Genomic DNA, 13,280 nt, shown 5'->3' on the forward strand with positions numbered 1-13,280 from the left:
CCGCCGCCCCGGTCAGCCGCCGAATCCGGAGTCTGCGGGAAGCGAGATGTCGGGCTTTTCGAGCTCTTCCACATTGACGTCCTTGAACGTCATTACCCGGACATTCTTGACGAATCGCGCAGGCCGGTACATGTCCCACACCCAGGCGTCGTGCATCTCGACCTCGAAGTAGACCTCACCGTCCGAGTTGCGGACGTGCAGATCGACCTGATTGGCCAGGTAGAAGCGGCGCTCGGTCTCCACCACGTAGGAGAACTGGCGGACAATGTCGCGGTACTCCCGGTAGAGCTGCAGCTCCATCTCGGTCTCGTACTTTTCGAGATCTTCCGCGCTCATCGCACTCCGCCTTCCATGACCACATCTTCCCCCACCGGCGCTGGAGGTCGCGGCTGCTCGCCCAACGCCACGCCGACGGTACCCCCTGGCGCGCCGGAACGCTCCATCGGCTCGTCCGGGCTCCCGGCGGGCCCCTCCTCCGGGCCGCCGAAGAGCGCCGCGACGGAGCCGCCGAACAGCGGCTCGTCCGGGCCCGGGCCACTGAACAGCGGCTCGTCCGGGCCCGGGCCACTGAACAGCGGCTCGTCCGGGTCGCCGGCCGCCGGCCGCCGCGAGCGGGGCGGCCGCCCGTCCCGGCCGGAGACGGTGGCGACGTTGACGTACGAGAAGCGGTGCTCCCGGCACGGCCCGAGCTCCCGCAGCGCGGCGGTGTGCTCAGGCGTGATGTAGCCCTTGTGCTCGGCGAAGCCGTAGCCCGGGTACCGCCCGTCCAGCTCGACCATGATCCGGTCCCGGGTGACCTTGGCCAGCACGCTCGCCGCCGCCACGCAGGCGGCCACCCGGTCCCCCTTCCAGACCGCCAGCCCCGGCACGTCCAGCCCGTCGACGCCGAAACCGTCGCTCAACACGTACTCCGGACGGGTGGTCAGCGAGGCGAGCGCCCGGCGCATGGCGGCCACGTTGCACACGTGCAGCCCACGCGCGTCGACCTCGTCGGCCGGGATGACCACCACGGCGTACGCCAGGGCCCGCGCCACCACCTCGTCGTAGATCCGCTCCCGGCTGGCCGGGGTGAGCAGCTTGGAATCGGCCAGCCCCTCGATCTCGCCACGGCGCCCCTCGGGCAGCACCGCCGCAGCGGCCACCAGCGGGCCGGCACACGCGCCACGGCCGGCCTCGTCGGCACCGGCCACATGGCGGAAGCCCCGCCGTTGCAGGGCCCGTTCGAGGGCGTAGAGGCCGCCCTCGCGGCGCACCACCGTACGCGGGGGCGTCAGCACGGCTCACCCCCCGCGGCGGACCGGTCCCCGGCCAGCGCGGCGGCGAGCCGGTCCGGCAGGTCCGGCGGGTAGAAGCGCTCGGCGGTCGCGGACAGCTCCGCCAGCGACCACCAGCGGTGGCCGGACACGCTGGCCCGCTCGACCTCGTCGAAGCCGGTCGTGTCGACCTCCCAGGCGGGCACCCGGACCAGGAAGAACTCCTGCTCCTGGCGGTACCAGACGCCGTCGAACGGGAACTCGACCGTCTCCGCCCAGACCGGCGCGCCCAGCTCTGCCGGGGTGAGCCGCAGCCCGGTCTCCTCGGCCAACTCCCGGGCCGCGCCCGCGGCGGGGCTCTCCCCCGGATCCAGTCCCCCGCCCGGGGTGAACCAGTAGGCGTGCCCCGGTCGGCCCGGATCGGTGCCGGCGAACAGCAGCACCCGGTCGGACGCGTCGACGAGCAGCACGCGGGCCGCGCGACGAGGGGTGTAGACGGTCACGGCCCAAGCCTGCCAGACGCGTCCGACGAACGCCCACGCCCTCCGGGGTCAGGGATTGGGAATCCCGTCGAACTGCTTCGGCACGGTGAGCCAGGTCGCCCGGCCGACCGGCCAGAAGATCGTGAAGGCCCGCCCGACCACCCGGTCCTCGGGGATGGTGGCCTCGTTGATGTCCTCGCCGGACTGCTGCCAGTGCTCCAGCGAGTCGCCGGAGGCCTGCCGATGGTCACCCATCACCCAGAGCCGGCCATCCGGCACGGTGATGTCGAAGTCCTGGTCGGCGGGCTTGTTGCCGGGGAAGAGATACGGCTCGTCGAGCGGCTTGCCGTTGATCACCAGCCGCTCCGCGCCGCCGGTGCGGTCGCAGCAGACCACGTGGTCACCGCCGACGCCGATCACCCGCTTGATGAAGTCCTCGCCCTCCGGATTGCCGCTCCAGTCGGTGGGCGCCTTGAAGACGATCACCTCGCCCCGGTGCGGCGAGCGGAAGTCGTAGACCAGTTTGTTGACCAGCACCCGATCGTCGATCTTGAGAGTGTTCTCCATCGACGGGGACGGGATGAAGAAGGTCTGCAGCACGAAGGCACGTACCAGCACTGCGACCAGGATCGCCACGCCCAGGAGGATGGGCAACTCCTTCCAGAAGGAGCTGCGCGGCTTTTCGGTCTGCTCGTCAATCACGGGAGGAGCCTACGTCCCCAGGCGCGGCGCAGTCGCCCCGAACTCGCGAGAACGGAGAGCGTGGCCGTGACCGGGAGGATCAGGACGACACCGCCCACCGGGTCCGGATCGACGGGCACCGGTCCGGCCGGCGCGGCGTTGGATTGCGGCAGGTCGGCGAAGGTCTGCGGGACCGGCAGGGTGGCCCACCGCTGCGACGGCCACACGATCATGAAGGCCCGGCCCACGACGTTGTCGATCGGCACCGGGCCCTGGCACCGGGCGTCCTGGGAGACCAGCCGGTGGTCGCCCATCACGAAGATCTGCCCCGGGGGTACGACCACCTCGGTGAACTGCCGGGAGCGGCACTCCTTCGGGTTCGGGGGCAGCTCGACCGGCGAGTCCTCCGACACGTACGCCCGCTCGTCCAACGGCACGCCGTTGACCACGACGCGGCCATCGTCGCAGCACCAGATCCGGTCGCCCGGAACGCCGATGACCCGCTTGATGAAGTCCTTCTCGCCGGGGCGGCTGATCCCCACCAGGTCGCTGAGGGTGCGGCCGACCTTGCCGGCGAAGTTGGTCGGCGGCGCCGGGGCCTCCTGAGCCACCCACCGGTCGGTGCCCCGGAAGACCACGACCTCACCCCGGGCCGGGTCACGGACGTCGTAGACGACCTTGTTGACCAGCACCCGGTCGCCGATGAGGAGGGTGTCCTCCATCGAGCCGGAGGGGATGAAGAACGCCTGGAGCAGGAAGGTGCGGATCAGCACGGCCAGGCAGAAGGCGACCACCAGGAGCAGGGGCAGTTCCTGCCAGAGGGGCATCTGCCGGCGGGAGCGCCGGGCCCGCCGGCGTAACGGATCGACGGTGCCGTCCTCGTCAAGCATCTGCACCATGCCACTCTCCGGTCCGCGGAAACGACACTACCGCCCGGGAGTCTCGCCAGGAGACCCCACGGGCGGTAGTGGATCGCTGTGCCACCGCGTCGAGCACGCGCGGTGTGCCGTCCCCCTGCGCCCGTACGACCAGGGTAATGCGCTCCGGTCGATACCACATACGGGCAGGTCAGGCGGCGTGGCGCAAGTAGATTCAGCTCGCCGGCTGCTTCTCGCGCAGCTCCTTGATCTTGGCCTTCTTGCCGCGCAGCTCACGCAGGTAGTAGAGCTTGGCGCGCCGCACGTCACCGCGGGTCACGACCTCGATCCGGTCGATCGCCGGGCTGTTGACCGGGTAGGTCCGCTCGACACCCACGCCGAAGCTGACCTTGCGGACCGAGAAGGTCTCGCGCAGGCCGTCACCCTGGCGGCGGATGACGACGCCCTGGAAGATCTGGACCCGGGACCGGTTGCCCTCGACAACCCGCGCGTGCACCTTGACGGTGTCACCGGCACGGAAGTCGGGGATGTCAACGCGCTTCGACTGGGCGTCAAGGGCGTCCAGGATGTTCATCGCTGCGTCCTCGTGAGGCTCACGGCGCACCGTCAGTCGATGCGCGAATGGGTGATTCTGACCCCCGGGTGGTGGCCGGCGACGCCGACCCCGGTCGAGGGTCCTCGCAACCGCCCACGGCGTGGACGGATGCGGCAACCCCCCTACTTTGCCACATCCCCCGGCGACAGCTGAAATCCGCCCCGGTCCAACGCCGCCCGGTCCCGCTTGTCCAGGCTCTCCGGGGGCAGCGTGGCGATCATGTCGGGGCGGCGGGCCGCCGTACGCAGCAGCGACTCGTCGCGCCGCCAGCGGGCGATCTTCCCGTGGTCGCCGGAGCGCAGCACCTCGGGCACCTCGTGCCCGCGCCAGGTCGCCGGCTTGGTGTACATCGGCGCCTCCAGCAGCCCGTGGGCGTGCGACTCCTCGTCCAGCGAGCCGGCGTTGCCGAGCACCCCGGGCAGCAGCCGGGTGACCGCCTCCAGGATCACCAGCACCGCCACCTCGCCGCCGAAGAGCACGTAGTCGCCGAGGGAGACCTCGGTCACCCGCATCCGGGTCGCCGCGTGGTCGAGCACCCGCTGGTCGATGCCCTCGTACCGGCCGCAGGCGAAGAGCAGGTGCGGCTCGGCGGCCAACTCGTGCGCCATCGCCTGAGTGAACCGGACACCGGCCGGGGAGGGCACCAGCAGCCGGGGCTCCGGTTCGCCGCCGGCGGGGACGAGAGCGTCCAGCGCCTCACCCCACGGCTCCGGCCGCATCACCATGCCGGGCCCGCCGCCGTAGGGCGTGTCGTCGACCGTGCGGTGCACGTCGTGGGTCCAGGCCCGCAGATCGTGTACGGCCAGCCGCAGGCTGCCGTTCGCCCGCGCCTTGCCGATCAGCGACAGGTCGAGCGGGGCGAAATATTCCGGGAAGATCGACACGATGTCGACGCGCATGACGGCTGGCTCCAGCTACAGGTCGAGCAGGCCGCCGGGCGGGTCGACGACGACGCGACCGCCGGCGAGGTCCACCTCGGGCACGATCGCCTTGACGAACGGGATCAGCGCGGTCCGCCCCTCGGGGCGCCGCAGCACCAGCAGGTCGGAGGCGGGAGCGTGGTCGATCCGGGCCACCTCGCCCAGCCGCTCGCCCTGCCGGGTGACCACCGCGAGGCCGACGAGCTGGTGGTCGTGGAACTCCTCCGGGTCCTCCGGCGGAGCGACGTCGGCGCTGTCCACGCCGACCAGGGTGCCGCGCAGCGCCTCGGCGACGTTGCGGTCCGGCACGCCCTCGAAGGCGACCAGCAGCCGACCCTGGTGCCAGCGCGCCGACTCGACGGTCAACTCGGCCGGCACCCGGTAGGCCCCGGGCTCCGCGGGCGCGACCGCCCCGGAGTCGGTGCGCAGCACCGTCCCCGGGGCGAACCGTGCTTCGGGCTCATCGGTCCGCACCTCCACGGTGACCTCACCGCGGATCCCGTGCGGCTTGCCGACCCTGCCGACGATGAGAAGCATCAGTACGAGTCGACGATGTCGACGCGCACCCCGCGCCCACCGATGGAGCCGATCACCTGGCGCAGCGCCTTGGCGGTCCGGCCGGACCGCCCGATCACCGTGCCGAGGTCCTCCGGGTGCACGCGGACCTCGAGCCGCTTACCCCGACGGGAATCGACCATCCGCACCCGGACGTCGTCCGGGTGGTCGACGATCCCCTTGACCAGGTGCTCCAGGGCGGGACGCAGCGCCATGTCAGGCCTGCTCGCCGGACTCTGCACCGGTCTGCTCCTCGGCCTGCGGCGCCTCGGCCGGGGCCTGCGCCTTGGCGGCCTTCTTGGCCGGCGCCGGGGTCTCGGCCACGCCGGCGGCGGCCTTCGCCTCGGCCTCGTACGCCGCCTTGCGGTCGGCCCGCTCCGGGGCGACCTTCAGCGGCGCCGGGGCCGGCAGGCCCTTGAACTTCTGCCAGTCACCGGTCAGCTCCAGCAGGCGCTGCACCGCCTCGCTCGGCTGCGCGCCGACGGACAGCCAGTACTGGACCCGCTCCGACTTGACCTCGATCACCGAAGGGTCCTCCTTCGGCTGGTACACACCGACGAACTCGATCGCGCGACCGTCACGCTTGGTGCGCGAGTCGGCGACGACGATGCGGTACTGCGGGTTGCGGATCTTACCCATCCGCAGGAGCCGGATCTTTACGGCCACAGTTGTTTCGCTCCTGTTGCGATCTCACCGGCCCGTACGGGCGGTGTGCGGGTGAGCGCCGACCGGCACAGTGGGGTTGGGCCGGAGGCTGCTCGGTGGACTGGCGGCGTGCCCGGGTTAGAGGGCGCCGGACGCGCGCCGGATACCAGCGAACCATTCTGCCAGATCCGGCCCCGATCTCTCACACCGGACCCGGACTGGTCACCCGGGTCGACTCCAGCGTGACGCACGACACGCTCAACGCACCGGCGGCCGGTCCCAGCCCGGCGGCAGCCCGTCCGGTACGTCCCATGCGACCGGCGGGGTGAAATCGCACCAGGTGCCGTCGAACGGGAACTCGCCCGACTCGGCGATCCGGATCACCCGCTCCCCCTCGGCCCGGACCGCCTTCTCGTCGGGCACCCAGTAGTCGTCCGGGAAGGCGAGGCGCTCGACGAACTCCTCCTCGTCCTTCCACTCCCAGCGGAGATCCGGGTGCACCACCACGTCGAGGTCCTGGTCCGTCATGTCGACCCCGGCCACCGCGCCGTCGTCCCAGCGGACGGCGGGCTCCTCCAGGTTGACGTACCAGTTCTTGAACCGGCCCCGGTCGTCGCGGAACCACCACACCGAATGGGCGGCACCGGTGGGCAGGAACTTCAGCACCGGCGGCCCGTTCCAGCGGCCCTGGGCGAGCCGGTACGACGAGGTGATCCACTCGGCGAACGGCATGGCCCGCATGCCCAGCCCCGCCTCGGTCACCTCGTTCGCCACCGGCGCGCCCCGGGCGATCCAGAGCAGCAGCCCCCGGTCGTCGTCGCGGACCACCCGGGCCGAGCGGACCCAACCGATCCGCCCGTGCCGCACGTTGCGGTGCATGATCAGCCGACCCGGCGCGAACCGGCCGACCGAGCCGCCCGGGCGCACCTCAGTAGGCGCGGGCGAGGACGGCGATCAGATCCCCCTCGTCCTCGGAGTCCGGCACCGAGCCGTCGGCCCGCAGCAGGCACCGGACGGTGACGCCCTGCGCGTTCGCGTCGGCCTCGCCCTGGACGCCGACCGCCGACCACGGCACCCGGGCCCAGCCGGTGGCCGCCGCCTCGATCGCCTCGGCGAGGGTGGCGACGTCGGTGGTGCGGGACTGCCGGAAGGCCAACGCCTGGTCGTGCAGCGACTGCTGGTCGGCCTCCAGCGCGGCGAGGACCGCGCCGACCACGTCGGCCACCGGCGTCGCGGCCTTCGAGCCGTCCGTACGCCGGACCACCACCGCGTTGCCGGCGGCCAGGTCACGGGGGCCGACCTCGACGCGGACCGGGTAGCCGCGCAGCTCGGCGTCGACGGCCCGGCGGCCGAAGGCGGTGTCGGTCCGGTCGTCCAGCGCGACCCGGACACCGGCGTCGCGCAGCGCGTCGCGGAGCTTGGCCGCCGCCTCGGCCACGCCCTCGCCGTCCTTGACGATCATCACGTACGCCTGGACCGGCGCCAGCTTCGGCGGCACCCGCAGGCCGTTGTCGTCCCCGTGGCACATGATCAGGCCGCCGAGCATCCGGGTCGAGGTGCCCCAGGAGGTCGTCCAGGCGTGCTCCCGGCCACCCTCGGCCGAGGAGAAGCTGATGTCGAACGCCCGGGCGAAGTTCTGGCCCAGCTCGTGGCTGGTGCCCAGCTGGAGCGCCTTCCCGTCACCCATCATGCCTTCGCAGGTGTAGGTGGCGGTCGCGCCGGCGAAGCGCTCGCGGGCGGTCTTCAGGCCGACCACCACCGGGATGCCGAGCACGTTGACCATCAGGTCCTCGTACGCCTCGTGCAGGATCCGCCGGGCGTAGGCGCGGGCGTCCTCACGGGTGGCGTGCGCGGTGTGCCCCTCCTGCCAGAGGAACTCGCTGGTACGCAGGAAGATCCGCGGGCGCAGCTCCCAGCGGACCACGTTCGCCCACTGGTTGAGCAGCAGCGGCAGGTCCCGGTACGAGTCGATCCACTTGGCCATGAACTCGCCGATCACCGTCTCGCTGGTGGGGCGGACCACCACCGGCTCGGCGAGCTGCTTGCCCCCACCGTGGGTGACCACGGCCAGTTCCGGCGAGAAGCCCTCGACGTGCTCGGCCTCGCGCTTGAGGTAGCTCTCCGGGATGAAGAGCGGGAAGTAGGCGTTCTCCGCGCCGGCCGCCTTGATCCGGGCGTCCATCTCCGCCTGCATCCGCTCCCAGATGGCGTAGCCCGCCGGTCGGATGACCATGGTGCCCCGCACCGGGCCGTTGTCGGCCAGCTTGGCCTTGGCGATCAGGTCCTGGTACCAGCGGGGGAAATCCTCCGCACGGGGAGTGAGCACGCGTGCCATGAGCGCACATCCTATGCGCCGGGTGCGCCGCCGCAGCGCCCGGGAGGCCGCCCGCGCCGTGTCGCGTCGCCCGGAGCCCAGCGCCTCGCGCGAAATCCACACAGATTCCCGGAAAGAGTGCCCTTCCGCACCGGACTGAGCACTCTTCCCGGACAGACGCGGTCAGCCAGGCGGCAGGGGACGGGGTCAGCGCAGTACGCGGCCGCGCAGGACGATGCGGGACGGGGTGCGGACCACCCGGAGGTCGCGGCGCGGGTCCTCGGGATAGACGACCAGGTCGGCGAGGCCGCCCTCGACCAGGCCGGGGAAGCCGAGCCACTCGCGGGCGCGCCAGGACGCGGCGGCGAGGACGTCCTCGGTGGACATGCCGGCCCGCTCGTGCAGCAGCAGCATCTCCTCGGCGGCCAGCCCGTGGTCGATGCCCCCGCCCGCGTCGGTGCCGACGTAGATCGGCACGCCCGCCTCGTACGCGGCCCGGACCACCTCGGGGAAGCGGTCGCGCAGGGCGAGCATGTGGTCGGCGTACCCGGGGAACCTGGGGCGGGCCTGGTCGGCGATGCCACCGAAGGTCTGAATGTTGATCATCGTGGGGACCAGCGCGGTGCCCTGACGGGCCATCAGGTCGATCAGGTCCAGGCTGAGCCCGGTGCCGTGCTCCACCGAGTCCACCCCGGCCCGCACCATGATCTCCACGGCCGACTCGGAGAAGGTGTGCACCGCGGCGCGTGCCCCGGCGGCGTGCGCGGCGGCGACGGCGGCCGTCATGGTGTCCGCGTCCCAGGCAGGGGCCAGGTCACCGACGCCCCGGTCGATCCAGTCCCCGACCAGCTTGACCCAGCCGTTGCCGGCGGCGGCCTGCGCCGCCACCGTCGCGGCCACCTCGGCCGCGCCGACCTCCACCCCGATGTCCCGCAGGTAGCGCTTCGGCGGTGCGACGTGCCGGCCGGCGCGGGCCAGCCGCGGCAGCTCCGGGTCGTCGTCGAGTTCCGGGTACGGGTACGGCGAGCCGGCGTCCCGGATGGCCAGCACCCCGGCGTCCCGGTCGGTACGGGCCAGCTCTCGGGCCTGGTCAAGCGCGGTGATCGGGGCGCCGCCCCGGGCGATGCCGATGTGGCAGTGGGCGTCGGTCAGACCGGGAAGCACGAAGCCGCCGTCGGCGACGGTCTCCGCGCCGGGCACCGGTTCGAAGGTGACCCGGTCGCCGACCAGCCACACGTCCCGGACCTCGTCGTCGGGCAGGAGCACACCGCGCACATGCAGAGCCATGTGCACAGTCCTACCCGATCACTCCCCGTCCCGGGCGAGCAGGTCGCCCCGCCCGGTGGCGCGGGCGGGCACGACGACGGCCCCGCCACCACGGGGTGACGGGGCCGTCGGAGGTCGGCGACGCGCGGTCAGCGAGGGTTCTTGTCCCCGCCCTTGCCGAGCTTGTTGAAGTCGATCTTCGGGAGCTTGAAGCCCGGCGGCAGGCCCTGGCCACCGGCCAGGTCCCCCGGGTCCAGGCCCGGCGGGAGCTGCGGCATGCCGCCCGGGAAGCCGCCCGGCAGGCCGGCGCCGGTACGCGGCCGGCCGCCGCCCTTGGTGCCCTTGCGCTTGTTCTTCGGCGACTTGGTCGCCTTGCGCCGGCCGCCTCCGGGCAGGCCCATCATGCCGCCCATCTGCTTCATCATCTTCTGCGCGTCGGCGAAGCGGTTGAGCAGCTGGTTGACGTCCATCACGGTGACCCCGGAGCCGTTGGCGATCCGGGCGCGCCGGGAGCCGTTGATGATCTTCGGGTTGGTGCGCTCGCCCGGGGTCATCGACCGGATGATCGCGGTGACCCGGTCGAAGTGCTTGTCGTCCAGCTCGGCGAGCTGGTCCTTCATCTGCCCCATGCCCGGCATCATGGCCAGCACGTTGGCGATCGGCCCCATCCGCCGGACCGCGATGAGCTGATCGAGGAAGTCCTCCAGGGTGAAGGTCTCGCCGCCCATCAGCTTGGCGGTCATCTTCTCCTTCTGATCGGCGTCGAAGGCCGCCTCGGCCTGCTCGATCAGCGTGAGGACGTCGCCCATGCCGAGGATCCGGCTGGCCATCCGGTCGGGGTGGAAGACGTCGAAGTCCTCCAGCTTCTCGCCGGTGGAGGCGAAGAGGATCGGCTGCCCGGTGACCTCGCGGACGGAGAGCGCGGCACCACCGCGGGCGTCGCCGTCGAGCTTGGAGAGGACCACGCCGCTGATGCCGACACCGTCGCGGAACGCCTCGGCGGTGCGGACCGCGTCCTGACCGACCATGGCGTCGATGACGAAGATGACCTCGTCGGGCTGGACCGCGTCCCGGATGTCGGCGGCCTGCTGCATCATCTCGGCGTCGATACCGAGCCGGCCGGCGGTGTCGACGATGACGATGTCCCGGGCGGCCCGCTTGGCGTGCTCGATCGAGTCGCGCGCCACCTGCACCGGGTCGCCGACGCCGTTGCCGGGCGCCGGGGCGTACACCTCGACGCCGGCCCGGCCGCCGAGCACCTGGAGCTGCCCGACGGCGTTGGGGCGCTGGAGGTCGGCGGCGACCAGCAGCGGCTGGTGGCCCTGGGCCTTGAGCCAGCGGGCCAGCTTGCCGGCGAGGGTGGTCTTACCGGAACCCTGGAGACCGGCCAGCATGATCACGGTCGGCGGCTGCTTGGCGAACTGGAGCCGGCGCCCCTCGCCACCGAGGACGTTGATCAGCTCCTCGTTGACGATCTTGATGATCTGCTGGGCCGGGTTGAGCGCCTGGGAGACCTCGGCGCCCCGGGCCCGCTCCTTGACGTTCGCGATGAACCCCTTGACCACCGGCAGGGCGACGTCGGCCTCCAGCAGCGCCATGCGGATCTCGCGCGCGGTGGCGTCGATGTCGGCGTCGGTGAGCCGTCCCTTGCCGCGGAGCTTGGTGAAGATCCCGGACAGGCGGTCACTCAAGGTGTCAAACACACGAACATCCCGTTTGTCGTCTTCGGCGGGCACGATCAGCCAGCGCGCACAAGGCCGGCTACCCGCAAGGGTAACGGTCCCGCCTCCCCACTGCTTCCCGCCGGCCGACCCCCGCGCGAGATCACGCTGGTCCGGGCCGCAGCTCCGCCCGCCCGAGGTGGCCACCGTGGTCCTGCCGGCGCCGGGCCCGCCGGACGATCACGAGGCGATCAGCCCCGACTGGTACGCGAAGACCACCAGCTGGGCCCGGTCCCGGGCGCCCAGCTTGACCATGGCCCGGCTCACGTGGGTACGCGCGGTGGCCGGGCTCACCACGAGCCGCTCGGCGATCTCGGCGTTGCTCAGCCCCTCGCCGACCAGTCCCACCACCTCCCGTTCCCGGTCGGTGAGGGTGTCCAGCCGCGGGTGCGGCCGAGGCACCCGGGCCGGCCGGGTGGCGAACTCCCGGACCACCCGCCGGGTCACCGACGGGGACAGCAGCGCCTCGCCCTCGGCGACCAGCCGGATCGCCCGGAGCAGCTCGGCCGGGCGGGTGTCCTTGGTCAGGAAGCCGCTGGCCCCGTGCCGGAGCGCGTCGAAGACGTACTCGTCCAGCTCGAAGGTGGTCAGGACGACCACCCGGGTGCCGGCCAGCTCGGGGTCGGCGACGATGCGCCGGGTCGCCTCGATGCCGTCCACGCCGGGCATCCGGACGTCCATCAGCACCACGTCGGGGCGCTCCCGGCGGGCCAGCTCGACGGCGGCGAGCCCGTCGGCGGCCTCCCCGACCACCGCGAGGTCGTCCTCGCTCTCCACCAGGGCACGCAGCCCGATCCGGACCAGATCCTGATCGTCCGCGAGCAACACCGTGATCATGTGGCCTCCTCCACCGGCAGTGTCGCGTACACCCGGAAGCCGCCGGTGGAGGCGGGGCCGGCGGTGAACGACCCGCCCAGCGCGGTGACGCGCTCCCGCATGCCGGCCAGGCCGTAGCCGGCGGTCCGGCCCGGCGGCGCGGCGGCGCCCCGGCCGGTGTCGGTCACCTCCACGGTGACCTCGGTGGGCGCGTACCGGAGGCGGACGATGGCGGTGGCCGGGCCGGCGTGGCGCAGCACGTTGGTCAGCGCCTCCTGCACCACCCGGTACGCGGCCAGGTCCACCGCCACCGGCAACGCGCGGGGCTCCCCGTCGACCTCGACGGTCACCGGCACCCCGGCGCCGGCGAGCCGCTCGCGCAACTGCGGGAGCTGCGCCAGCCCGGGGGCCGGCGCCCGCTCGTCGACCGGCTCGTCGCGCCGCACGACGGTGAGGGTGACCCGCAGCTCGTCCAGCGCCTCCTTGCTGGTGCGGCTGATCGCGGTCAACGCCGCCTCGGCCTGCTCCGGCCGCTTGGCCAGCAGGTGCAGCGCGATCTCCGCCTGCATGTGGATGGCGGCGAGGCCGTGCCCGACCACGTCGTGCACCTCCCGGGCCACCCGCAGCCGTTCGGCGTCGGCCAGCCGGCGGGCCTCGTCCACCCGGTTGCGGGCCGCGCTCTCCCGGCCCAGCCGCACCGTGGTGCCCACCGCGAACGGCACGACCACCCAGGCGGCGGCGGGCATCAGGCCGAGCAGGCCGAGTGACCGGACGCCCACGAAGACGTGGAGCAGCAGCACGGCCAGGGCGAGGCCGCAGGCCACCGCCGCGGGCCGCAACGGCCGGTACGCGGCGACCGTGTAGACCGCGACAAAGAACGAGATCAGGATCGGCCCGTACGGATAGCCGAGCACCAGGTACGCCGTGGTCGCCGCGGTGACCACGGCCAGGGTGGCCAGCGGCCAGCGCCGCCGAACGGCCAGGGCGAGCGCCGCCACCACGACGAGCGGATACGTGGCCCGGCCGGTGCCCATCCCCTGGTTGAGGCCGGCCGGCGCGGTGCCGAACAGCCCGAAGACGACCAGGACCAGGGCGACCAGGGCGTCGAAGACGCCGTCGCCCCAGCCGCTCCGGTTCCGGTCCACGCCGTCCCT

General features: G+C 72.6%; 16 protein-coding genes. All 16 read right to left on the reverse strand.

Annotated elements, in window-relative coordinates:
* Nucleotides 1–12: 12 nt before the first annotated feature.
* Complete coding sequence (locus ABZ783_RS01705) at nucleotides 13–336, reverse strand: DUF2469 domain-containing protein (protein ID WP_007075222.1); 324 nt, start codon at nucleotides 334–336, stop codon at nucleotides 13–15.
* Nucleotides 333–1,277, reverse strand: coding sequence for a ribonuclease HII (locus ABZ783_RS01710; RefSeq protein WP_357433688.1), 945 nt, complete (start codon nucleotides 1,275–1,277; stop codon nucleotides 333–335). Before ABZ783_RS01710 ends, ABZ783_RS01705 begins: the two co-directional genes overlap by 4 nt.
* Entirely contained in the window at nucleotides 1,271–1,756 is a 486-nt protein-coding gene (locus tag ABZ783_RS01715) for an NUDIX hydrolase (RefSeq protein WP_357433690.1), read from the reverse strand. The genes ABZ783_RS01710 and ABZ783_RS01715 overlap by 7 nt, the downstream gene beginning before the upstream one ends.
* Before the next feature lie 48 nt (nucleotides 1,757–1,804).
* Entirely contained in the window at nucleotides 1,805–2,437 is a 633-nt protein-coding gene (gene lepB, locus ABZ783_RS01720; RefSeq protein WP_357433692.1) for a signal peptidase I, read from the reverse strand.
* The gene (lepB, locus tag ABZ783_RS01725) at nucleotides 2,434–3,315 is read right to left on the reverse strand and encodes a signal peptidase I (RefSeq protein WP_357433694.1); all 882 of its coding nucleotides are present in this window, start codon (nucleotides 3,313–3,315) and stop codon (nucleotides 2,434–2,436) included. Before lepB (ABZ783_RS01725) ends, lepB (ABZ783_RS01720) begins: the two co-directional genes overlap by 4 nt.
* 193 nt (nucleotides 3,316–3,508) lie before the next feature.
* Nucleotides 3,509–3,868: a 50S ribosomal protein L19 gene (rplS, locus tag ABZ783_RS01730; RefSeq protein WP_357433696.1), complete on the reverse strand. Its 360-nt coding sequence runs from the start codon at nucleotides 3,866–3,868 to the stop codon at nucleotides 3,509–3,511.
* Between the two features lie 143 nt (nucleotides 3,869–4,011).
* On the reverse strand, nucleotides 4,012–4,788 hold the full coding sequence (trmD, locus tag ABZ783_RS01735; RefSeq protein ID WP_357433698.1) for a tRNA (guanosine(37)-N1)-methyltransferase TrmD: 777 nt from the start codon (nucleotides 4,786–4,788) through the stop codon (nucleotides 4,012–4,014).
* A gap of 15 nt (nucleotides 4,789–4,803) precedes the next feature.
* Nucleotides 4,804–5,346 carry a ribosome maturation factor RimM gene (gene rimM, locus ABZ783_RS01740; protein ID WP_357433700.1) on the reverse strand — a complete coding sequence of 181 codons (543 nt, stop codon included), beginning with the start codon at nucleotides 5,344–5,346 and terminating at the stop codon, nucleotides 4,804–4,806.
* A complete protein-coding gene (locus ABZ783_RS01745; protein ID WP_172967834.1) occupies nucleotides 5,346–5,606 on the reverse strand; it encodes an RNA-binding protein in 261 nt (86 codons plus the stop codon). The genes rimM and ABZ783_RS01745 overlap by 1 nt, the downstream gene beginning before the upstream one ends.
* On the reverse strand, nucleotides 5,581–6,030 hold the full coding sequence (gene rpsP, locus ABZ783_RS01750; protein WP_357433703.1) for a 30S ribosomal protein S16: 450 nt from the start codon (nucleotides 6,028–6,030) through the stop codon (nucleotides 5,581–5,583). Before rpsP ends, ABZ783_RS01745 begins: the two co-directional genes overlap by 26 nt.
* A gap of 237 nt (nucleotides 6,031–6,267) precedes the next feature.
* Nucleotides 6,268–6,888 (reverse strand): DUF402 domain-containing protein, encoded by a 621-nt coding sequence (locus ABZ783_RS01755; RefSeq protein WP_357433705.1) that lies wholly within the window; start codon nucleotides 6,886–6,888, stop codon nucleotides 6,268–6,270.
* Between the two features lie 49 nt (nucleotides 6,889–6,937).
* Entirely contained in the window at nucleotides 6,938–8,344 is a 1,407-nt protein-coding gene (gene proS, locus ABZ783_RS01760; protein ID WP_357433707.1) for a proline--tRNA ligase, read from the reverse strand.
* A gap of 186 nt (nucleotides 8,345–8,530) precedes the next feature.
* Nucleotides 8,531–9,610 (reverse strand): amidohydrolase family protein, encoded by a 1,080-nt coding sequence (locus ABZ783_RS01765; protein ID WP_357433709.1) that lies wholly within the window; start codon nucleotides 9,608–9,610, stop codon nucleotides 8,531–8,533.
* Nucleotides 9,611–9,738: 128 nt separating this feature from the next.
* Entirely contained in the window at nucleotides 9,739–11,292 is a 1,554-nt protein-coding gene (ffh, locus tag ABZ783_RS01770) for a signal recognition particle protein (RefSeq protein WP_357433711.1), read from the reverse strand.
* 198 nt (nucleotides 11,293–11,490) lie between these two features.
* The gene (locus ABZ783_RS01775; RefSeq protein WP_357433713.1) at nucleotides 11,491–12,147 is read right to left on the reverse strand and encodes a response regulator transcription factor; all 657 of its coding nucleotides are present in this window, start codon (nucleotides 12,145–12,147) and stop codon (nucleotides 11,491–11,493) included.
* A complete protein-coding gene (locus tag ABZ783_RS01780) occupies nucleotides 12,144–13,271 on the reverse strand; it encodes a sensor histidine kinase (protein WP_357433715.1) in 1,128 nt (375 codons plus the stop codon). Before ABZ783_RS01780 ends, ABZ783_RS01775 begins: the two co-directional genes overlap by 4 nt.
* Nucleotides 13,272–13,280: the final 9 nt, after the last annotated feature.

It is taken from the genome of Micromonospora sp. NPDC047738 (assembly GCF_040642675.1).
Lineage (GTDB): Bacteria > Actinomycetota > Actinomycetes > Mycobacteriales > Micromonosporaceae > Micromonospora.